Annotated in this window: 19 protein-coding genes; 7 read left to right on the top strand and 12 right to left on the bottom strand. The window is 62.2% G+C overall.

Features of this window, described 5'->3' with window-relative positions; genetic code table 11:
- Window positions 1-75 precede the first annotated feature (75 nt).
- The gene (locus ACNR9O_RS16870; RefSeq protein ID WP_473686729.1) at window positions 76-537 is read right to left on the bottom strand and encodes a pilin; all 462 of its coding nucleotides are present in this window, start codon (window positions 535-537) and stop codon (window positions 76-78) included.
- A gap of 507 nt (window positions 538-1,044) precedes the next feature.
- Between ACNR9O_RS16870 and ACNR9O_RS16865 the strand changes: the two genes are divergently transcribed.
- From ACNR9O_RS16865 to ACNR9O_RS16855, 3 genes are all read left to right on the top strand, one after another.
- Window positions 1,045-1,977: a hypothetical protein gene (locus ACNR9O_RS16865; protein WP_473686731.1), complete on the top strand. Its 933-nt coding sequence runs from the start codon at window positions 1,045-1,047 to the stop codon at window positions 1,975-1,977.
- A 265-nt stretch (window positions 1,978-2,242) separates the two neighbouring features.
- Window positions 2,243-4,981 carry an nSTAND1 domain-containing NTPase gene (locus tag ACNR9O_RS16860; protein ID WP_473686733.1) on the top strand — a complete coding sequence of 913 codons (2,739 nt, stop codon included), beginning with the start codon at window positions 2,243-2,245 and terminating at the stop codon, window positions 4,979-4,981.
- A 686-nt stretch (window positions 4,982-5,667) separates the two neighbouring features.
- The gene (locus ACNR9O_RS16855) at window positions 5,668-5,970 is read left to right on the top strand and encodes a hypothetical protein (protein ID WP_473686735.1); all 303 of its coding nucleotides are present in this window, start codon (window positions 5,668-5,670) and stop codon (window positions 5,968-5,970) included.
- A 248-nt stretch (window positions 5,971-6,218) separates the two neighbouring features.
- Here ACNR9O_RS16855 and ACNR9O_RS16850 read toward each other — a convergent pair whose 3' ends face one another.
- From ACNR9O_RS16850 to ACNR9O_RS16815, 8 genes are all read right to left on the bottom strand, one after another.
- Complete coding sequence (locus tag ACNR9O_RS16850) at window positions 6,219-6,524, bottom strand: hypothetical protein (RefSeq protein WP_473686737.1); 306 nt, start codon at window positions 6,522-6,524, stop codon at window positions 6,219-6,221.
- An 87-nt stretch (window positions 6,525-6,611) separates the two neighbouring features.
- On the bottom strand, window positions 6,612-6,833 hold the full coding sequence (locus ACNR9O_RS16845; protein WP_473686739.1) for a hypothetical protein: 222 nt from the start codon (window positions 6,831-6,833) through the stop codon (window positions 6,612-6,614).
- Between the two features lie 83 nt (window positions 6,834-6,916).
- A complete protein-coding gene (locus tag ACNR9O_RS16840; protein ID WP_473686741.1) occupies window positions 6,917-7,348 on the bottom strand; it encodes a hypothetical protein in 432 nt (143 codons plus the stop codon).
- A gap of 67 nt (window positions 7,349-7,415) precedes the next feature.
- Window positions 7,416-8,048 carry a HEAT repeat domain-containing protein gene (locus ACNR9O_RS16835; protein WP_473686743.1) on the bottom strand — a complete coding sequence of 211 codons (633 nt, stop codon included), beginning with the start codon at window positions 8,046-8,048 and terminating at the stop codon, window positions 7,416-7,418.
- Window positions 8,049-8,126: 78 nt separating this feature from the next.
- The gene (locus ACNR9O_RS16830; protein ID WP_473680714.1) at window positions 8,127-8,402 is read right to left on the bottom strand and encodes a hypothetical protein; all 276 of its coding nucleotides are present in this window, start codon (window positions 8,400-8,402) and stop codon (window positions 8,127-8,129) included.
- Between the two features lie 126 nt (window positions 8,403-8,528).
- Entirely contained in the window at window positions 8,529-9,038 is a 510-nt protein-coding gene (locus tag ACNR9O_RS16825) for a gluconokinase (protein WP_473686745.1), read from the bottom strand.
- A gap of 17 nt (window positions 9,039-9,055) precedes the next feature.
- Window positions 9,056-9,424 (bottom strand): VOC family protein, encoded by a 369-nt coding sequence (locus tag ACNR9O_RS16820; protein WP_473686747.1) that lies wholly within the window; start codon window positions 9,422-9,424, stop codon window positions 9,056-9,058.
- 35 nt (window positions 9,425-9,459) lie between these two features.
- Window positions 9,460-10,068 (bottom strand): TetR/AcrR family transcriptional regulator, encoded by a 609-nt coding sequence (locus ACNR9O_RS16815; RefSeq protein ID WP_473686749.1) that lies wholly within the window; start codon window positions 10,066-10,068, stop codon window positions 9,460-9,462.
- A gap of 148 nt (window positions 10,069-10,216) precedes the next feature.
- On the opposite strand from ACNR9O_RS16815, the gene ACNR9O_RS16810 reads away from it, so the two are divergent.
- The 4 genes from ACNR9O_RS16810 (at window position 10,217) to ACNR9O_RS16795 (ending at window position 16,603) form a co-directional block, all read left to right on the top strand.
- On the top strand, window positions 10,217-11,344 hold the full coding sequence (locus tag ACNR9O_RS16810; RefSeq protein ID WP_473686751.1) for an efflux RND transporter periplasmic adaptor subunit: 1,128 nt from the start codon (window positions 10,217-10,219) through the stop codon (window positions 11,342-11,344).
- Window positions 11,341-14,550: an efflux RND transporter permease subunit gene (locus ACNR9O_RS16805; protein ID WP_473686753.1), complete on the top strand. Its 3,210-nt coding sequence runs from the start codon at window positions 11,341-11,343 to the stop codon at window positions 14,548-14,550. Before ACNR9O_RS16810 ends, ACNR9O_RS16805 begins: the two co-directional genes overlap by 4 nt.
- A complete protein-coding gene (locus tag ACNR9O_RS16800; protein ID WP_473686755.1) occupies window positions 14,547-15,998 on the top strand; it encodes an efflux transporter outer membrane subunit in 1,452 nt (483 codons plus the stop codon). The genes ACNR9O_RS16805 and ACNR9O_RS16800 overlap by 4 nt, the downstream gene beginning before the upstream one ends.
- Window positions 15,999-16,360: 362 nt before the next feature.
- Window positions 16,361-16,603: a hypothetical protein gene (locus ACNR9O_RS16795; RefSeq protein WP_473686757.1), complete on the top strand. Its 243-nt coding sequence runs from the start codon at window positions 16,361-16,363 to the stop codon at window positions 16,601-16,603.
- Between the two features lie 165 nt (window positions 16,604-16,768).
- Here ACNR9O_RS16795 and ACNR9O_RS16790 read toward each other — a convergent pair whose 3' ends face one another.
- The 3 genes from ACNR9O_RS16790 to fucP are packed head-to-tail and all read right to left on the bottom strand — an operon-like array spanning window position 16,769 to window position 20,217.
- Window positions 16,769-17,983 (bottom strand): AGE family epimerase/isomerase, encoded by a 1,215-nt coding sequence (locus ACNR9O_RS16790; RefSeq protein ID WP_473686759.1) that lies wholly within the window; start codon window positions 17,981-17,983, stop codon window positions 16,769-16,771.
- Complete coding sequence (locus ACNR9O_RS16785; protein WP_473686761.1) at window positions 17,980-18,960, bottom strand: carbohydrate kinase family protein; 981 nt, start codon at window positions 18,958-18,960, stop codon at window positions 17,980-17,982. The genes ACNR9O_RS16790 and ACNR9O_RS16785 overlap by 4 nt, the downstream gene beginning before the upstream one ends.
- A gap of 12 nt (window positions 18,961-18,972) precedes the next feature.
- On the bottom strand, window positions 18,973-20,217 hold the full coding sequence (fucP, locus tag ACNR9O_RS16780) for an L-fucose:H+ symporter permease (protein ID WP_473700806.1): 1,245 nt from the start codon (window positions 20,215-20,217) through the stop codon (window positions 18,973-18,975).
- Window positions 20,218-20,251: the final 34 nt, after the last annotated feature.

The raw sequence follows: 20,251 nt of genomic DNA, 5'->3' as shown, positions 1-20,251 counted from the left end.
TGTCAGAATCTTTAGCCATTGTCTTTAGCCGGTTTTAGCCGCGCAGGCGCTGCCGGTTTTTTCTGGGCGCAACTCTCAGCGGCAGCTCGTCGGCAGATACCTCAGCGGAATGCCGTTGATATTGCGATTGGTGCAAACCCATTTGATCGAACCTTCCGCGGTGATCGCCGAGAAGCCCAGCTGAAGCCCGTCGATCGCTTTGTTGGCCACCTGGCCACCGGTGCTGTCGAAGTGCACAAGGATGTTGCCTGGCCGGGTAATGGCATCCACGCGGCTGACGTATTTTCCCGCGTAGGCATTGGCGCCCAGCAGCCCGGCTTGAGCCTCCGTGGTTGGGAACTCGCCAGTGTTGTCGTAGTACTCGGTGACGGACAACTTCGGCCCTTCGGCCAGGGAAAAACCCTCCATCACCTGGGTTCGGATCAGGTAGTCCTGGTAAGCCGGAATCGCGATGGCGGCAAGAATCGCGATGATCGCAACCACGATCATCAACTCAATAAGCGTGAAACCCGCCTGCCGGCTGGTGCTGGAATGCATTCTCGTATGCCCCCTGGCATGAAAGAACGGCGAAATGGGATGCCGTGCCTTACACCCGGCGTAAATGACAGCGGGCGCAGGGAACGGCGAAGGAGTCGCATCTGAGCATATCGACGGGAGCGGTTTCCACCTTGAGTGCGTCGCATGGGCGGAAAAGATGCGGTAGGCCTCATTTCCGCATCGAGGGGCGTTCGCCATGGCCGTCGTCGCTGCCGGGCATCAAGTCAAAGTCGGCCAGATGGGAGCTACCTACTAGCGCAGATCACCAGACCCGGCGCGGACATGAGCGGATCGGTAATATCCGGGTCATGGGGCAGGGAGCTTCAACGCTCAGGTTGCAGCGTTTGGTGCGCCACGATTCTCGGGAGCTGACGGAGCCGGGCGCGCTGTGGGGTTTCGGCGCTAGATCGAGGCTGTAGCCTTGCGCAGTATCGAGTAGGGCTTACGCTCAACTAGAAAGAGTCGTTCCGAGCCGTTGTTACTTTCATGCCATACGGGGAGACATGGATGATGTACTCGCTTGCGCAAAGCCGCCGCCTTGTCCAATGGGGGCTATCTCTGGCGCTGCTCGGCGCTGCGTCCTTGGGCTACGCATGCCCGTCCCAATCAGCCTCACCCCAGGCAGGTAGCTCCCAGGACATTGCAACACAAAGAGCTTTCGAGCATGCCGTCGAGGCGCAGCGCGCTGCTATAGACAAAGAGAATTTGGCGACACCGAAAGTGGCCTGGGCGGGCGACTACTACTTCGGCGATGGTCTGGGCCAGAACGTGTCCCTATCTCTCGCGCCCGTTTCTGGCGTCGCTGCCACATGGCAGGGATGCCTTGGTACCTACTCAGCAAACAAGGGAAGGGTGATTCCTCAGGCGGACGGCAGTCTGCTGCTGGAGTATGAGCAGCCGAACGACCAGAGGGGGATCGGCTTTGCCGACCACTTAATACCTGTGGCCTGGGGCGAGCGCATGTACATGATTTCCCAGGACGAACTTCCCGCGTTCGCCAGCGCCGTGAATTTGGGTGACGAGCCGCGGAAAGACGCGCAGGGCTCGTTTCTCATGCGCACGGGGGATGAGCAGCGGAAGGTAGACGGCGTACCTGATCTGCCACCTGCTCAGCAGTCGCTGATTCGCGAGGTGCCGTTGGAAGTCGGCGTGGTTTCGGTGAATCGCTTGCGTGATAAGGATGCGGACCAATTCGAGTGTCGATATCGGCTGGAACTGGATCGTGGTGCTAACGATGGGTTGGCAGTTGGGATGAAGCTTCTGGCGACCGGGGGCTCTGTAGGAAATCGCATCACGCTAGAACAAGCGACGCCGACTCGCGCCGTTGGCACCATGTGGTTGTTCGGCGATGAGTGCACCCACCCTAATCAGCGACCGTCCACCAAGACTCGCTTTACATCTGGCGCTTATCGGGGGATGCCGGCAGACGATAGGCCCTGAGTGAATACCGGCCTCAAACATGACAAAGCGGCCTTAAGGGTGATGACCTGGAAAGAGCCGGATTCTTAATTAATTACCTCCGACACCTTATCGGGAGTTCTTTCCAGCCTTGATAAAGGGCGCCTACCTTTCGCGTTGCTCTGATAGGCTGCACCGGACAGTCAAGACGAAGAAATCAAAAATCTATGCCCTCTACTGACAGTGTTGCCCATACGGGTGCGCCAGTCGCTAGTCGGTACTCTTTCACGTATAAGGAGGAAACAGAGTGCGCCCTACGGAAGCAGAGCAAACCCTTCGAATACTAATTCCGAGCGATTGGAGCAACGATCAAAAGGGTGAATTCCTTGAAAAGCTGGCCTCCCGGCTATTGACGAAGCAGTCCTACGAAATTATTAAGCGAATTCGCTTCACGGGCATGGAAATAGACCTGCTCGGTCGCCACAAGCCCTCCGGCGACAATATCTACATAGAGTGCAAGTTCCTTGATCGTCCGGTAGGGGCAAACGTTCTCGACCTGATGACCGGTCAAGGCTTTCGGCGAAGACTCGACAAATTCGCCCTTTTCTCAGCAAGCGAGCTATCCAAGGAAGCAAAAGGTGCTTACGAAGAATTGATCGCGGATGACCGCGTAAGTTTTTCTGTCTACGGTCCCAATCAATTGGTTGAGTCTTTAGTTGATGCGAATCTAGCCCCTCCGCTACCAACAAAGCTCGATGCGAGCATCTCGCACGCGACCTTAATTGTTCATCCTGACTATGACTACTTCTGGCTGCTGCAGCAGCAATCAGATGGCCGCCCGAGTAGGCTGCTCCTAGTGAAATCGGCCGATAGCCCGGCGCTGGATACTGACAACGTTCGTCAGCTGCTCGATATCTATGGAGTACTCGACGGATTGCCCGTATCTCACTTTCAGGAGAACGCGACATCTAGGGTTACCGATGCATTGCCAGCTCACGGTCTTTTGAAGCCCGAGGTAGTTAGCCAAGTAACAACCGCTGATGATCTGATTGACTATCGCCCTTGCCGTCCAGAGGACTTTGTAGGCCGCGTTGGCCTCCAGAAGGAGATCTGGGATTACCTGGGTGATGTCCGAAGCAAGAAATCACAGACCCGTGTTCTTGCACTTACGGGTGCATCGGGCTATGGGAAGTCTTCGCTAGTTGCCAAGCTCGCAGAGCGATTCCGGAACAAGAAATGGAGGTCCAAGTTTCACTTGTTCTCTGTTGACGTTCGCTCTGCCAGAGGGCCGCTTTTCGTAGCAGAAGCACTTCTCGCCGCAATCAGGTCCGCACAAGCACATAAATTTCTTCCACACCTTCACGACCTCAAGGTCGAGGATCTTGACAATGTGCTTGCAGGTCCATCCATTGGATCTGTCATCGGTGCTCTTGAGCAGGAAGAGAAGGTACTGGTCGTTTTCTTCGATCAGTTTGAAGAAACACTAACGAAGGATGAGCTGGCGCCGGTATTCAGGGCGTTCCACCGATTTGCGCTAGATGTGCAGGCACGCCAATCCAATATCGTCCTCGGCTTCTCTTGGCGTACAGGCATCTCTTTCTCCGATAGTAACCCGGCCTATCAGGTCTGGAGTGGACTTAGGGATCACCGTTTAACCAAGATATTAGAAGGATTTGATGCTGGTGAATCCTCCCGAGTCATATCTCAGTTCGAATCGACTCTCAAAACGCGCTTTCTTCCCCCGCTACGCCGAAGGATTCTCGAACAGGGGCAAGGATTGCCTTGGTTACTCAAAAAACTATGCATACATGTGCACAGCCAAATAAGAAAGGGAGTGTCGCAGACAAAACTCGTTAGCAGTCGCTTAAATGTTGGCGCTCTGTTTGACGAAGACATCGAGCCGCTCACAGAAAATCAAGTGCTAAGCCTGAGATACATTGCAGGCAACTCACCAGTCGATTCATTGGACGCGGCAGAACGATATGGCCAAGAAGTAATTGATAGTCTTATAGAGCGCCGTCTCGCCATCAGGGCGGGGCAAAAGCTAGCCGTCTATTGGGATATCTTCAGAGATTATCTTAATGAGGGAAAGGTTCCTTATATACCCTTGACCTATATCCCAAACTGCACCGCAAGCATGGCGCTGGCCGCATGTCGAGTAATCGATTCATATGGCTCATGTAACACTCGAACCCTTGCCGAAGAACTCGGATACTCTGAAAGTACGGTCGTCAACATCATTACCGATCTTACTAACCTGGCGGTGGTTGGAAAATCTGTAAGTGGTGACCACACCCTTTTAGATGGCATTCAAATGCAGGGCGTTCCCTTCCGATTGCGATCTCAGTTTGAAGAACATTTCTTATACAAGAAGATTCTGGACGGAACCACGGATGGCTTAATTGAGAGAGCAAAAGCTATCCAGATCGTCAGTGAGGCATATTCTGGCTCATCTGTGAAGCTGGAGACACGAAATAATTATCTGACACGTCTTGTTCCTTGGCTTGAGTACGCCGGGCTCATTGAGCAAAAACACAATGCTCTTCGCGTGCTCTCCGGAAAAAATTTTGGATCACTGTTTGGAAAGCAATTTGAAAGAGGGAGAACAAATCGGCAGGGCGATTTTCTTGCGAGCGGCACCCCCGAGGCGGCGATCTCACTGCTTTCACGCCTTGCTGATCATGGAGCGCTTCCTTCAGCCGAGATCAGCGGGGTCTGGCGAAATCCAACCTCGGATCTGGTTGCGCTTGGGCTGGCCATGCGCACATCGGAAGGCATTACGTTGGCACCAACACTGCCGAGGAATATCGATGAACTCGTAAAAACTATGGCGCAAGCAGTAAAGAATGCTCGGTCCATAGTTATCCTGGAACGACTTTTTGCCACTTACCCAAATGCTAGTCGCCAAGAAGTTGGCCAGATGTTGAGCCGGGAACTGGGCCGCGATTGGAAGCAAGCATCTTCGCTACGCTACATAGGAGGTCTCAGTCGCTATCGCGATTACCTCTTTGCAGACAATGCACAACTATCACTGGCACGCAGCTGAGAACTTAGATCAGAAGGGCGGCGACATATAGCGGTGCTGAGCGCCGCTCATGGTGACGTGATGATCGCTTTGTCAGTTGGCCAAGTCCAATCTGGTGATGCCAAACTTGAATGGCATGTATAAAAGCCGTGACGATGAATTTTTTTCGCCCATAGTCTGCACCATGCGCACATGAGGCATGCACCTACAGACAACCAAAACCGATTTTGCTAGTGTCGATCCCGTTGCCCGCGTAGCGGTTTCAGACGTGTCGCGAGCAACCATGGCAGCAATGCTATGAGAGCGCGGGCCAAGGGTGCAGCGAACACCCCTGACCCGCTGACCATCACCAACTATCATGGAGTTGATCATGGCTACCCCAGATCATACGGCACCTTCACGCCCGCCGATCCCCTCGGCGACACCCCCACCGCTCATCCGGGCCGTCTGCACCCCTCGCAGTCACGGTTGAAGAACCGCGGCCCAGGTGGTTTTCGCAAGGATTGTCCTTAGCCGTGCAACCCGGCGCGTCGCCTTGCGCGACGGCGGAACGCACTGACGTCGCACCCACTTCCTCAATCAGCCGCCCGGCGCCCAGGCATGGGCCGTCGGTGAACCCTCGAGTCCGTGTGATCGCGGCACGTCGTGCTGTCTGCGGCGTGCCGTTCTCGGAACGGGGAGCGGCATTTCATGACAAGGAATTACCCATGAACGTCTTCGGCGAACCCTGGACCACCCGCCACACCCGCTATTTTTCCGATCCCGATGCCGGCCCGGAAGCGTTGTTGAACGACGCCACCGAGTGGTTGCACTACGCGCACAACAACCTCCAGTTGCTGACGGAACTGGTCAACGAACGCGGCGCCCCGGACGCTCGCCGGTTGACCGTGATGCTGGAAGGCATCGCCGCGTTCGTTGAGATGGGTACGCGCAGCGCCACGCAGGCACATCTGCGGATGCAATGGCAAACGGTACGGAGCAGGGCAGAGCGCTCGACGTCGGCGGCGTAGCGGACGCATCGCTATCTTCAGCATTCCTGGCCTGGGCTCATCGCGAGGCATGAGCTCAGGCAGGTGTTGCGAAGTTCGTGTACGTCAGACGTGCTGGCCCGCGACGTTTCAACGCCACCATGCGGGCGCCGGCGATGACTGAACAGCGGTTCCGGCACGGTTTGAACAGCGTGCTGGTGTTGGTCACTCTGCTGTTGTTGCTCAATGAGGGCACTTCCGAAAGGTCCGCTGTGGGTCGAAAGCAGACCTTACGGCGCTTTCAGCCCGGAGAAATTCTCATCAATCCAGGATCGAAGCTCTAGTGCGTTCCGAATCAGCGTTTGCCCTCGTGTCGTTGCGGTAAACAGGCTCAATTCTTTTCCTTGCCGCACTCGGTTCATCAGCACTCCCATCTTCGCTTCGACCCAACCAACAGATGAGGCCGCGTCATATCGATAGGCCTCCAAGAGCCGCAGATAGAGTGTTTCGTCGACAACGCCTTCGGCGTGGAGTGTGCCATCGAGCTCCGAATTCCATTTCCGTGCATCGTCCATCGATTTCTGGTCCGCCGCCATGGCCTGTCCTATTTGGTGCTTCTCGGCACGTCCGCTACGGTCGACGCGGACAGCCGATTCCAACCAAAGCCCGCGCCAGGACATCCGCTAGGCACTTTTGTCTGCCTCAGCATAACCTTCTGGCTTGCTCGCGCCGACAGCAAAAAGCTCGTTGATAAGATCCCGCGCTCTTTTTCTCGCACGCTCAGAGAGATCCGTGGCGCGCTCAAGGTTGCCGATCTTTAGCTCCCTTTGAATCAAGGTGCACAAATGATTCATATGGATACATGTATCGGCCCAGCGTGTAAGCGTGCTTTCTGGAATGTCCATGAGCGAATCCAAGGCGAGGTTCCTAGTTGAGAGCAAAGCTTCTTAGGTCGACTCCGGATCGGAAGTGGATACCGGTTGATAAGTTAAACGCCCGCTTCGTCCTGATGCCTTCTTTCACGTTTCGAGGCCTTCCAAGCTCGAAAGCTTTCGGCAACGAACTGTAATCGCGCCCGTTGCTCGACATTGAGCGGGGCATGTTTCGCCTTGCGGAGAAGCGCTTCAAACATGTAGCCAGATCGAAAGAAATACGGCCTCAGCTCAAGAAAGCAAATGGCCGCCTCCATCGTTTCCGGGTCGCCAGCGACAAGGCGATCCATTGCACCTTTAAAACCACCCGGAAATGACAGTTCGTCATATCGGCTGTGAAAGACCTCACAAGCTCGCTTCCACTCCTCACGCTTCTCCGGTCTTAGGTTCCGAAGGGCAAGCGTTTCACGGATACGTCCATGAAGGCGGCGTACATCTTGGGAATTCCTTTCGATCAGCATCTTGATTTGGTCGGATGGATGCGACACGCGACTATCCTTGTGCAAAGCGAATACGCAAGAACCAAAACTGTCAGCTTCGGGTCGGAAGCGGACACTAGTCAAGGGATTCTCCACGCCGAATACGACCGGCATACGCACGGAGAGGCTCTCGCTCATCCGCTTCAGCCGCAGCCAACAATTCCTGAAGTTGTGGCGAATCAATACTGTGAAGGCAATAGAGCGCCATCATTCGAGACCATTCTTGCGCTGCATCTGGCTTGTGCCACATCGCTAGAGCCTGCTCCTCAACGGCTGCAGAGCCGATCCGGAGAAGTGACTGGAGGGCCATTCGCCGTACGTATTCATTTTCGTCGCGAACCATTGTCAGCAACAGCGCTTCAGATTCTTCGCCGAGCCAGCCCAACTCAACCGCCAGTTGCCAGCGATCGTCACATTCGCCCACCTCAAGTGCGGCTCGGGCAAGCGGCTGCAATAACCCCGGATGCCGCTTCCTAATTTCTCTGGCGAGGTATTGAATCTCATTGTTACGGGCGACGGCGTAAAGGACCTGAGCGCGCTCAGCCGGTTCCCACGCATCAAACGGATGATTGGCGACAAAGTGAAGGACGGCGTCATGAAGCGCCGGCCACTCCGGATAGTCGCACTCCCATTCGCCATACCCGCCGGTGGTCGGGTTCGTAGCAGCCCATTCTCTGAATCTATCCACCGCGGCCACAAGATCCGACATCTTCAAATTCCCAGGTGCTGACCAGATGAAGGTACGTCCGCTTCGGGTCGGGAGCGGACGCCGCATTTTGCTACCGCTTCAGCTCTTGTGGCTCGGAGGGTGATTCGGCCCCTCGTCCCCGAACGTCACTAACCGCACCATATCTGGCGATTCGAGAAAGGCTTCCACCTGGTGTTGCGCCGACGGCTGGAGACCCGAGTATTCGAGCGTGAGCGCCTCCACCATGGCCTCCGTATTCCATGGCCCCTCGGAAGCCATGTAGCCCTCAAAGGCGTCTTGAATCTCCCGCCAAGAAGGGTAGTCGCGCTTGGAAAGGTAGACGCCTTCCTTTGTATAGACGACATGTAGCTGCATCGGTCGGCCTCTTTCATTAGGTCCGAAATGGGTCGATAGCGGACCTTTCCAGAATATAGCCGTAAGCACCCCGCCACACCCATGGTCAGCACCAGCGGGGTGTCCAGTAGTCGCCGGAATTAGTGTTCAGTCAGAACGGAATCCGCACCACCAAGCGGTGACGCGATCGACAATCGACGCCAGCGGCTCCGTCGCACGAACCGTCAACACGCCCGGCTCACCGGTCGGCGGCTCCAGGTCTCGGAACTGGCTGTCGATCAACGTCGCCGGCATGAAATGCCCAGGACGATGCGCCACACGCTCGGCGGCCTCGGCCGGCGTCAGTGGGAGGTAGACGAAACCCACGTCGGGCACGGCGGCGCGCAGGGTGTCGCGATAACGGCGCTTGAGTGCTGAGCAGGTGAGTACAGCGGTGTCGCCGGCGGCGACGGCTTTCGCCAATTCCTGGCCCAGGCGTGCGAGCCAACCCGCGCGGTCGTTGTCGTCTAGCGGAATGCCGGCGCTCATCTTGCGGATGTTGCTCTCGGGGTGGAACGCGTCGCCTTCGATCATCCGCGCGCCGGTGCGCAAGCAGAGCGCGGCGCCCGCGGTGGATTTGCCGCAACCGGCCACGCCCATCACCACCACGGCAGGCATCGATCGCGACATGGCGCTTACAGCGGCTCGCCGAGGTACAGGGTGTGGCCCTGGTCGTCGTGGAGGACGACTTCGCGCGTGCCCCAGGGCGTCTCGTGCACGTCTTCCACCAAGGGCACGCCAAGAGACTTCAGCCGGGCCGCGGCCGCGGCGACGCCTTCGGTCTGGAGATAAAGGTGGAGATGCCCGTTCTGCGCCACGTACGCGATGGATGGGTCTTTCTCATCCACCCGTTTCAGATGCAGGAGCTGGTCGCCCGCGCGCAGGCCGACGTAGAAATCCTCGTAGTTGAACTCGACCGCGAAGCCCAGCTTCTGCGTGTAGAAGTCGACGGTGGCGGCGATGTCGGTGGTGCGCAGCTGCGGAATGATGGCGGTGATCGTCATGGGGCCTCCGCTGCGGCAGCGCCGTGCACCGAGAGCTATTTGAAGAACGTCGCGTTGAAGATCACGCCCAGCGTGTGCTGCGCGGCTTCGTCCGTCAGCTCCTTGGGAGCGGTTTCATTGAAGAACCGCATGCCGTCGATCAGCGCCATGGTGCCGAAGGCCAGGTCCTTGGGCGGGGCGGGCGGCTCGGTGCCGCGCAGCTTGAAGAACTGCTCGATGATGTGGGCGATGTCGTCGCGCTTCTCGAGGCAGTAGGCGTTGAGGCGGGCGCGGAACTTCGCGTCGCGCAGCGCCAGCAGGCGCGCTTCGGCCCACAGGATGAAGTTCTTCTCGTCGCGGTAGACCTGCACGTAGTACTGCGAGATCTGTTCCTGCATATCAGCCATGGACAGGGGCGCGTCGAGAATCTTCTGCAGATCCTGGCGCACGCACTGGTGGTCCTGGCTGAGCAGGGCGATGAACAGGTCGGCCTTGCTCTTGAAGTTGGAATAGAACGCGCCGCGTGTATATCCGGCCTGCGCGACGATGTCTTCGACGCTCGCCGCCGCGAAGCCCTTCTTGGCGATCACATGCGCGGCCGCTTCGAGCAGACGCTGGTAGGTCTGGTCTCGGCTTTCTTCGCGGGTGAGTCGTTTGCGCGCCATGCAGGCATCGTACCACGTAGGCCGGAAGTCATCATTTGAATGCTTTCTTGTATTCAAATACAGCACTGTATTAGAGTGCGCCGACGTATCAGGGCGTCGGCCGCGATCCGGTCGGCGCGCGCTCCCCATCCCCAGCAGGAGTTGGCTCGTGACTTATCCAGCATTTCCGGCGCGCGCGCGCCGTTCCGCGGCTTGGCTGGCCGTGGCGACGGCGCTGGCGCTGCTGTCCGGCTGCGGCCACAAGGCCCCGGAGGCCGAAGCGGCCCGACCCGTCATCGCCCTTCCGGCCCCGGCGGCCGACGGCGGGCAGACCCTGCGTTTCCCCGGCGAAATCCACGCTCGCTACGAGATGCCGCTGGCCTTCCGCGTGCCCGGTCAGCTGATCTCACGCGAGGCGCGCCTCGGTGATACGGTCAGGAAGGGCCAGGTACTGGCCCGCCTGGACGATGCCGACGCCGGCAAGAACGAAGCCGCGGCGCGTGCCGCGCTGGAGGCGGCCGAGCACCGCCTGGCCTACGCCACCCAGCAGCGCGATCGCGACGAGGCGCAGGCGAAGGAAAACCTGATCAGCCGGGTACAGCTGGAGCAGACCCGCGACGCCTATGCGTCCGCGCTGGCCGCCCAGACGCAGGCGAAGCAGCAATACGAGCTGGCAGGCAATCAGAGTCGCTACAACGCGCTGATTGCCGACCGCGACGGCGCCATCACCAGCGAGCACGCCGAGGTCGGGCAGGTCCTGGCGGCGGGGCAGGCGGTGTTCGGTTTCGCCTGGTCCGGCGAGCGGGACGTGTACGTGGATGTACCGGAGGATCGCGTCGCTGCGCTCAAGCCCGGGCAGGCCGCCAAGGTATCGCTGCTGTCCGTCTCCGGCCAGCCGCTGACCGCGCACGTGCGCGAGATCGCGCCAGCCGCCGACCCGCAGACGCGTACCTATCGCGTCAAGCTGAGCCTCGACGCGCCCGATCCGCGCGTGCGCCTGGGCATGACCGCCGACGTCGCGCTTGCCGGCGAAATGGCTGCGGCCAAGGCGGTGCGCCTGCCGGCTACCGCGCTGTTCCACGAAGCCGAGAAGCCCGCGGTGTGGGTCGTGCGCCCGGCGGATTCCACGCTGGAGCTGCGCCCCGTGACGGTGCTGCGCTATGGCGAGCGCGACGTGCTGGTCGCCACCGGACTGGAAGCGGGCGAGCGCGTGGTGATGCAGGGCGTGCACGCGGTGAGTGCCGGCGAGAAAGTCGCGCCGATGGCCCCGCCGCATGCCGAGGACAGCCCGCTATGACGCAGTCGGCTCATCCACAAGGCAGTCCCGAAAACGGCCACGCCGAGGGACGCTTCAATCTCTCGGCCTGGGCGCTGCGCCATCAGTCCTTCGTGTTCTTCCTGATGGTGATGATCACGGTGTTCGGCATGTTGTCGTACAGCCGCCTGTCGCAGTCGGAGGATCCGCCGTTCACCTTCAAGGTGATGGTGATCCAGACTTTCTGGCCGGGCGCAGACGCCAAGCAAGTGCAGGACCAGGTCACCGACCGCATCTCGCGCAAGCTGCAGGAGACGCCCTCGATCGACTTCCTGCGCAGTTACTCGCGTCCGGGCGAATCGCTGATCTTCTTCAACATCAAGGATTCCGCACCCGCTGCCACCGTGCCCGACACCTGGTACCAGGTGCGCAAGAAGGTAGGCGACATCCGCGCCCAGCTGCCGCCGGGCGTGCAGGGGCCGTTCTTCAACGACGAGTTCGGCGACGTCTACACCAATATCTATGCGCTCGAAGGCGACGGTTTCACGCCGGCGCAATTGCACGACTACGCCGACCAGCTGCGCGCGGAATTGCTGCGCGTACCAGGTGTCGGCAAGGTGGATTTCCTGGGCGACCAAACCCAGCGCATCACCATCGAGATTGCCAACGCGCGCCTGTCCAAGCTGGGCATCAGCCCACAGCAGGTCGCGCAAGCGATCAATGCGCAGAATGCGGTGGCTTCCGCCGGTGTGATGAGCACCGCGGACGACCGCGTGTACGTGCGTCCCAGCGGGCAGTTCAATGACGTCGCCGCGCTGGAGAACACCTTGCTGCGCGTGGGCGAGCAGAGCTTCCGCCTGGGCGACATCGCCACTATCCGGCGCGGCTACGACGACCCGCCCGGGCAGCAGATGCGCTTCATGTCGCAGCAGGTGCTGGGCATCGGCATCACCATGCAGCCCGGCGGCGACGTGATCCACCTGGGCAAGGCGCTGGACCAGGCTACCGTGGCCTTGCAGAAACGCCTGCCCGCGGGCCTGAAACTGGCCGAGGTCACCAGCATGCCGCATGCGGTGGCGCACTCGGTGGATGATTTCCTGGAATCGGTCGCCGAAGCGGTGGCGATCGTATTGCTGGTCAGCCTGCTCAGCCTGGGCCTGCGCACCGGCATGGTGGTGGTGATCTCCATTCCGTTCGTGCTGGCCGCGACGGCGCTGTGCATGGAGCTGATGGGCATTGGTCTGCACAAGGTCTCGCTGGGCACCCTGGTGCTGGCGCTTGGCCTGCTGGTGGACGATGCGATCATCGCGGTGGAGATGATGGCGGTGAAGCTGGAACAGGGTTGGAGCCGCACGCGCGCCGCCGCCTTCGCCTACACCAGCACCGCGTTCCCGATGCTTACCGGCACGCTGGTGACGGTGTCGGGCTTCCTGCCGATCGCGTTGGCGAAGTCCGGCACGGGCGAATACACGCGCTCGATCTTCGAGGTGTCGGCGATCGCGCTGCTGCTGTCCTGGCTGGCGGCGGTGATCGTGATTCCGCTGCTGGGTTATCACCTGCTGCCGGAACACCATGCTCGCGTGCAGCCTGGCGACGAGTGGTGGGCCCGCTATCTGCCAGCGCGCTGGCGCGAGGCGCGCCGCGCCAGCGCGAAGACGCGGCCGGCGCATGGCGGCGATATCGAGATCTACGACACGCCGTTCTACCAGCGCTTCCGCGGCATGCTCGATTACTGCCTCAGACACCGCACGCTGGTGCTGGTCGTCACCGTCGCGCTGTTCGTGGTGTCGATGGCCGGCTTCGGTCTGGTGCCCAAGCAGTTCTTCCCCAGCTCCGACCGCCCCGAGCTGCTGGTGGACCTGCGCCTGCCCGAAGGCGCGTCGTTCGACGCCACGCTGGTGCAGGTCAAGCGCATGGAGAACGTGCTGAAGGAGCGCAAGGAAGTGGCCAACTATGTCAGCTTCGTGGGCAGCGGCGCGCCGCGCTTCTACCTGCCGCTGGACCAGCAGCTGGCGCAGCCGAACTTCGCGCAGTTCGTGGTGACCGCCAAGGACGTGGAGAATCGCGAAGCACTGGCGAAGGTGCTCGACGGCGTGCTCGCCCGCGATTTCAGCGCCGTGCGCAGCCGCGTGAGCCGGCTGGAGAACGGGCCGCCGGTGGGCTTTCCGGTGCAGTTCCGCGTCAACGGCGATGACATCGCCACCGTGCGCGGCATCGCCGAGAAGGTCGCTACGGTGATGCGTGCCGATCCGCGCACCCGCAACGTGCAGTTCGACTGGGACGAGCCGGCGGAGCGCTCGGTGCGCTTCGACATCGACCAGGCGGCCGCGCGCCGGCTGGGCGTGACCTCGCAGGACGTGGCCGACTTCCTGGCCATGTCGCTGTCGGGCACCACCGTCACGCAGTATCGCGAGCGCGACAAGCTGATCGCGGTGGACCTGCGCGCGCCGAAGAACGAGCGTGTGCATCCGGACCAGATCGAGCATCTCGCGCTGCCTACGCCAAGCGGCGTGGCGATTCCGCTGGCCCAGCTCGGCAAGGTGCATTACGGCCTGGAGTACGGCGTGATCTGGGCGCGCGATCGCCAGCCGTCGATCAACGTGCAGGCCGATACGCGCAACGGCGCGCAGGGTCTGGACGTGACCAACGCGATCGACGCCAAGCTCGGTGAGCTGCGCAAGGGCCTGCCGGTCGGTTATCGCATCGAAGTGGGCGGCTCGGTGGAGCAGAACGCCAAGGCGCAGGGTTCGATCAACGACCAGATGCCGCTGATGGTGATCGCGGTGCTGATGTTGCTGATGATCCAGCTGCAGAGCATCGGACGCACCTTCATGGTGGTGCTCACGGCGCCGCTCGGCTTGATCGGCGTGATCGTGTCGCTGCTGGTCTTCCGCCAGCCGTTCGGCTTCGTCGCGATGCTGGGCACGATCGCCATGTTCGGCATCATCATGCGCAACTCGGTGATCCTGGTGGATCAGATCGAGCAGGACATCCGCGACGGGCATCCGCGCTGGGAAGCGATCGTGGGCGCCACGGTGCGGCGCTTCCGCCCCATCACGCTGACCGCGGCCGCGGCCGTGCTCGCGCTGATCCCGCTGTTGCGCAGCAACTTCTTCGGGCCGATGGCCACGTCGCTGATGGGCGGCATTACCGTAGCCACCATCCTTACTCTGTTCTATCTGCCGGCGCTTTATGCCGCCTGGTACCGCGTCAAGGCCGACGAGGCGCCGAAGGAGATCGCCCCATGATGCGTTTTCATCCCGTTCGCGCCACCGCCCTGAGCGTCGCGCTCGGCCTGGCCGGTTGTTCCTTCGCGCCGCCGGCGAAGCCGCCCCAGGTGCCGGACCCCGAGCATTACACGGTGGCGCCGACGCCCTCGGCCAGCGCGGAAGCGCAGGGCGTGGTGCAGCGCTTCACACTCGGCCAGCGTGCCGTGCCGGATTGGTGGAAGGCCTACGGCTCGGCGGACCTCAATGCACTGGTCGACGAAGGGCTGCGCAACAGTCCTTCCCTGGAGGCCGCGCGCCACACGCTCGAATCGGTGCGGCAGCAGTACCGCGCGGTAGTTGGCGACACGCTGTGGCCGTCGCTGGACGCGGGCGGACAGGTGAGCCGACAGCGCGCGCTCGGCCTGCCCAACCTGGGCAAGCCGACCAACATCTACAACGTGTATGCCGGGCAGTTGCAGCTGAGCTACGACTTCGACCTTTTCGGCGTGTCGCGCAACGAGGTGAAGCAAGCCGCCGCGCAGGTGGACGCGCAGTCCTACCAGTTTGACGCGGCGCGGCGTGCGCTGGCGGCGAACATCGTCATCACCGCGGTGAATGCATCGGCGCTGGCCGAACAGGTTCAGTCCACCGAGCGCCTGGCGGCGCTGGCGCGCGAGCAGGTCGACCTCACGGCGAAGGCTTATCGCCTCGGCGCGGCGGCGCACGAAGATCTGCTGTCGGCGCAGCGCAGTGCCGCTTCGATCGATGGCAGCCTTGCGCCGCTGCGCGCACAGGCCTTGCGCGAACGCCATGCGCTCGCCGTGCTGCTGGGGCGCACGCCGGATCGCGCGCCGGAAGCGTTGCCACTGGCGAGCTTCCATCTGCCCGCGGACGTGCCGGTGTCGCTGCCGTCCGAACTGCTGAAGCAGCGTCCGGACGTGCTGGCGGCGGAGGCGGCGGTGCGCGCTGCATCGGCGCAAGTCGGCGTCGCCACGGGCAATTTGTTTCCGCACTTGTCGCTGTCGGCATCACTGGGCTCGGCGGCCTTCGACAAGGCGAAGCTGTTCACCGGCGCGGGCACCATCTGGGGCGCCACGGCTTCGCTGACGCAGCCGATCTTCCACGGCGGTGCCCTGTGGGCGCAGCGCAAGGCGGCGATCGCCTCGTACGAAGCGGCTAACGCGCAGTACCGGCAGACCGTGCTGGGTGCGTTCCAGAACGTGGCCGATACGCTGACCGCGCTGGACCAGGATGCGCTGGCGCTTCAGGCGGCGCAGAGCGGCGCGGCTTCCGCGAAGCAGTCGCACGACGACACCAGGCGCCGCTATGCGCTCGGTGCCGCGTCGTACCCGCTCACCTTGGCGACCGAGCAGCGCTGGCAGAACGCGCGGGTGCAGGAGATCCAGGCCACGGCGTCGCGCCTGATAGATACGGCGGCGCTGTATCAGGCGATGGGCGAGCCTGCTGTCGATGTCGCGGCGAGATAACACGAAGCCGCGACCTACCCCCTCTCCCCTCCGGGGAGAGGGTCGGGGTGAGAGGCACCTACGGAGCGATGAAACAGGAAGCTTTAAAGCACGCCTTTGCTTCGTAGAGCCCCTTTCTCGAGCACCCACCCCTCATCCGGCTGCTGCCATCTTCTCCCGGAGGGGAGAAGAGTTCACTCGTTGGATTGCCTGGGGCCTGCAGTTCGCATCTATGCGCCAGCGAACGCCAGCAAGCGCACGGCACCCATGGGTGTCCGCCACCATCCACCCAGCCCACGCCCGGCCGCTCTTTACGCAATCTATATGCCTCGCCGCACGTCGCCATATCGCTTCTTTACGCCCACGAAGCGCACGATGGCGACATGAAAACGATCCTTCGCAAGCCACAACCCCCTCCGTTCCAGCTCCGCCTCGCGGGCGTGATCGCGAGCGGCCTGGTGTTCCTGTTCTCCGTCGCGCAAACGACGGCGGGGAGCGGTGACGAGGCCGGTGCCTGGCGGTTCGCTGCCGTGGCTTCGTTCTACGTCGCGTTCCGCCTCGCCTTGCGCGGCGGCGACAGCGTCAAGCATGCCGTCGCGTCCAGGCGTCGCCATACGCTTCATTGATTCTCCCCGCGCAGTTTTCGATGCTCGGAAGGCTTGCGGCTGGAAACCCCGGGTCGGGTATGCGGGCAGCGCCTGGCACTCGCGGCTCCGGCCGCAAACCTTCCTGGCATCAAAAGAAAACCCGCCTTGCGGCGGGTTTTCTTTTTGGCGCGGTGAGGGGAGAGCTCAGGGCTTCCCGCCTGTGCGAATCAACTCCATCACTTCGTAGCAGGCGCCCATCGTGTGGTAGTCGACCTTGCCCGCCGGGCTCTTTTCGTCGTCGTACTTGCGGTTGTCGCGCGTCAGGATGCGGAACCACGCGCCGTACTTGTGATCGACGAAATGCTCCCACGAGTAGGCCCACAGCTTCTGGTACCACTCGTCGTACTTCGCATCGCCGGTGCGCGCGTGCAGCAGCGCCGCCGCGGCCAGCGATTCGGCCTGTACCCAGAAGTACTTGTCGTCGTCGCACACCTTGCCGTCCGGCGCGAAGCCGTAGGCGATGCCGCCGTATTCCTTGTCCCAGGCGCGGTCGAGTGCGGTGTCGAACAGGTGCTGTGCGGTGGGCACCAGCCACTTTTCTTCGCGGTTGCGCTCCAGCAGCAGCGGTTCGAGGATCAGCAGCAGCTTGGCCCATTCGGTCTGGTGACCGGGCTGGAAGCCCCAGGGACGGAACAGGTGCTTGGGATTGTCGAGGTTGTACTTCCAGTCGATGTTCCAGTGGACATCGTAGTGCTCCCACACCAGGCCCTCGGCCTTGGCGGCCTGGCGGCGCGTCATGTTGTCGGCGAGCGTGAGCGCGCGTTCGAGATAACGCGGTTCGTCGCTGGCCTGGTACGCGGCGAGCATCGCTTCGCACATGTGCATGTTGGCGTTCTGGCCGCGGTAGTCGCTGAAGTGCCAGTGCTCGTCCGCTTCGTCGCGGTACAGGCCTGCGTCGGCGTCCCAGTAGCGCTTTTCCAGCAGCTCCCAGGTCTCGTCCATCCACGGCCGCACTTCGGTGAGGCCAGCCTTCAGCGCGGTGGAGTAGGCCAGCAGCACGAAGGCGACGCCATAGGCGTGGTAGGTGCGGTCCTCCGACTTGCCGTCGCGGATAGTCCAGGCGTAGCCGCCGCTGGCGGCGTCGCGGTGCACTTCGCGCAGATAGCGCAGGCCGTGGCGTGCGGCGTCGAGGTATTCGCCGCGCTTGTCCTCGAATTCGCGCGCGGCCATCGCATAGTTGAAGACGAAGCGCGTGCTGCTCACCAGGTGGCGGTGGCTGCGGTCGTAGATCGTGCCGTCGTCCTTGAAGTAGTGGAAAAAACCGCCGGCCGGGTCGATGGCGCGCGGATGGTAGAAGGCCATGGTGTGCGCGATGTGCTCGCGCAGAAAACTTTCGCTGCGGAAATCGGGGGAATTCATGCGTGGGTATCCATGAAGGCGAGCACCTCGGCTTCGTCCGGCATGGCGGCGAACGAGCCCAGGCGGGTAACGGTGAGCGCGCCGCAGGCGGCGGCGAAGCGCAGGATCGCGTGCAGGCGAGGCAGCTCGGCGACGAGCTGGTCGATCTGGTCCGGCCCCTTGTCCAGCGTGGCCAGGCGATGCAGCAGGCCGCCGACGAAGGCGTCGCCCGCGGCGGTGCTGTCCACGGTGGGCACGCTGTAGACGGGCATCTCGCCCGCGGCGTCGGGATGGAACCAGCGCAGCGTGCGCGAGGCGTCGGTGACCACCAGCAGACGTGCGCGGCCCGCCCACAGACGATCCAGCGTCGCTTCCTCGCCTTCATCGCCGGCCAGCCAGGCGAACTCCTCCGCACTGAACTTCACGACGTCGGCCAGGTGCAGCGCTGGCCACAGCTCGTCGTGCGAAGCGCTCTGGCCGGGCCACAGCGCTGGGCGCAGATTGAGGTCGAAGCTCACCCATGCACCGGCGGCGTGCGCGCGGCGCATGCCTTCGCGCGTGGCTTCGGCCAGCGCCGGCTCGGTCATGCTGTTGGAGCACACGTGGAACACGGCCGCGTCGCGGAAGCTCTCCTCGCGGAAATGCTCCGGCCGGAACAGCAGGTCGGCCGACGGCGGGCGATAGAAGCTGAAGCTGCGTTCGCCATGCGCATCCAGCGCGACGAAGGCGAGCGCGGTGTTCGCCGCGCCGGTGCGCGCGACCGCGGCGGTATCCACGCCGGCGCGCTGCAGGCTGTCCAGCAGAAAGTCGCCGAACATGTCTTGGCCCAGCATGCCGGCGAACGCGGCCGGGCCGCCCAGGCGCGCCACCGCGACGGCGACGTTGGCCGGCGCGCCGCCGGCGAAGGGGATGAAGCTGCGCGGGAAGCCGTGCGGATCGCGTCCTTCCGCGTGGAAGTCGATCAGCGCTTCACCGAAGCACAGGATATTGCGTGGCATCGAAAAAGGGTCTCAGTGGGTGGCGGCGACGGGCGTGTCGCTCTTGATGCGGGAGCCGTAGAGGCCGTAGAAGACGATGTAGGCGTAGCACAGCAGCGGCAGGAAGAACGCGTGCTGCACGCCGATGCGGTCGGCGAACAGGCCCTGCACGTAAGGCACGATCGCGCCGCCGACGATGGCCATGATCAGCAGGCTCGAGGCCTTGCCGGTCAGCGGCCCCATCCGCTCGATGCCGAGCGAGAAGATGGTCGGGAACATGATCGAGTTGAACAGGCCGATGGATACCACGCTGTACATCGCCACGTTGCCCTTGGTGGACATGGTGGTCAGCACCAGCACCATGTTGATCGCGGCGAAGATCGCCAGCAGCTTGCGCGGCGACAGCCTGGCCAGCAACGCCGAGCCGATGAAGCGGCCGATCATGGCGCCGAGCCAGTAATAGGCCACCCAGTTCGCGGCGGCCTGTTCGCTCATGTTGCCGATGTCGGGCATGGACAGGTAATTGACCAGGAAGCTGCCGATCGCCACTTCGCCGCCGACGTAGAAAAAGATCGCCAGCACGCCGAACAGCACGTGCGGGTGGCGCAGCGCGTCGAGCAGCGTGTGGTGACCGGTGTCGGCCTGCTCGGTGCTTTCTTTCAGCGTGGGCAGGCGGAACAGGTAGACGAAGATGGCCAGCAGGAACAACACCACGGCAAGGCCGAGATAGGGGCCCTGCACGGTCTGCGCTTCCTGCGCGCGGTAGGCGAGCTGCTCGGCGGGCGACAGCTTGGCGATCTGGTCCGCGCCCAGCACCACGGTCGACAGGATCAGCAGGCCGCCGAACTTCGGCGCCAGATACGTGCCCAGCGAATTGAGCGCCTGCGCCAGGGTCAGGCGGCTGGAGCTGGTCTTCTCAGGGCCAAGCAAGGCGACGTAGGCGTTGGCCGCCACCTGCAGCACCGTGATGCCGGTGGCCAGCACGAACAGCGCGCCGAGGAATGCCGGATACAGATGCAGCGCCGCGGCGGGCCAGAAACCCGCGGCGCCGACTCCGGCGATGGCCAGGCCCGCGACGATGCCCCGCTTGTAGCCCAGATGCGCGACCAGCCGGCCGGCCGGCAGCGACATCAGGAAATACGCGCCGAAGAAGGTGAACTGCACCAGCATCGCCTCGGCGTAGTTCAAGTTGAACACGGCCTTGAGGTGCGGAATCAGGATGTCGTTGAGGCAGGTGAGAAAGCCCCACATGAAGAAGATGGTCGTAAGCACGCCCATCGCCAGCGGGTAATCGGTGTAGCGCTCGTCGGCG

The sequence above is a fragment of the Dyella sp. CR10 genome (assembly GCF_055814425.1).
The sequence above is the reverse complement of the archived record's forward strand: the minus strand, read 5'-3'. Positions and strand labels throughout refer to the sequence as shown.

Excerpts from the sequence above, each read along its gene's own strand:
- ACNR9O_RS16870 (WP_473686729.1), bottom strand. The coding sequence starts at position 537 with ATGCATTCCAGCACCAGCCGGCAGGCGGGTTTCACGCTTATTGAGTTG.
- ACNR9O_RS16865 (WP_473686731.1), top strand. The coding sequence starts at position 1,045 with ATGATGTACTCGCTTGCGCAAAGCCGCCGCCTTGTCCAATGGGGGCTA.
- ACNR9O_RS16855 (WP_473686735.1), top strand. The coding sequence starts at position 5,668 with ATGAACGTCTTCGGCGAACCCTGGACCACCCGCCACACCCGCTATTTT.
- ACNR9O_RS16850 (WP_473686737.1), bottom strand. The coding sequence starts at position 6,524 with ATGGCGGCGGACCAGAAATCGATGGACGATGCACGGAAATGGAATTCG.
- ACNR9O_RS16845 (WP_473686739.1), bottom strand. The coding sequence starts at position 6,833 with ATGGACATTCCAGAAAGCACGCTTACACGCTGGGCCGATACATGTATC.
- ACNR9O_RS16835 (WP_473686743.1), bottom strand. The coding sequence starts at position 8,048 with ATGTCGGATCTTGTGGCCGCGGTGGATAGATTCAGAGAATGGGCTGCT.
- ACNR9O_RS16830 (WP_473680714.1), bottom strand. The coding sequence starts at position 8,402 with ATGCAGCTACATGTCGTCTATACAAAGGAAGGCGTCTACCTTTCCAAG.
- ACNR9O_RS16825 (WP_473686745.1), bottom strand. The coding sequence starts at position 9,038 with ATGCCTGCCGTGGTGGTGATGGGCGTGGCCGGTTGCGGCAAATCCACC.
- ACNR9O_RS16820 (WP_473686747.1), bottom strand. The coding sequence starts at position 9,424 with ATGACGATCACCGCCATCATTCCGCAGCTGCGCACCACCGACATCGCC.
- ACNR9O_RS16815 (WP_473686749.1), bottom strand. The coding sequence starts at position 10,068 with ATGGCGCGCAAACGACTCACCCGCGAAGAAAGCCGAGACCAGACCTAC.
- ACNR9O_RS16805 (WP_473686753.1), top strand. The coding sequence starts at position 11,341 with ATGACGCAGTCGGCTCATCCACAAGGCAGTCCCGAAAACGGCCACGCC.
- ACNR9O_RS16800 (WP_473686755.1), top strand. The coding sequence starts at position 14,547 with ATGATGCGTTTTCATCCCGTTCGCGCCACCGCCCTGAGCGTCGCGCTC.
- ACNR9O_RS16795 (WP_473686757.1), top strand. The coding sequence starts at position 16,361 with ATGAAAACGATCCTTCGCAAGCCACAACCCCCTCCGTTCCAGCTCCGC.
- ACNR9O_RS16790 (WP_473686759.1), bottom strand. The coding sequence starts at position 17,983 with ATGAATTCCCCCGATTTCCGCAGCGAAAGTTTTCTGCGCGAGCACATC.
- ACNR9O_RS16785 (WP_473686761.1), bottom strand. The coding sequence starts at position 18,960 with ATGCCACGCAATATCCTGTGCTTCGGTGAAGCGCTGATCGACTTCCAC.
- fucP (WP_473700806.1), bottom strand. The coding sequence starts at position 20,217 with ATGGGCGTGCTTACGACCATCTTCTTCATGTGGGGCTTTCTCACCTGC.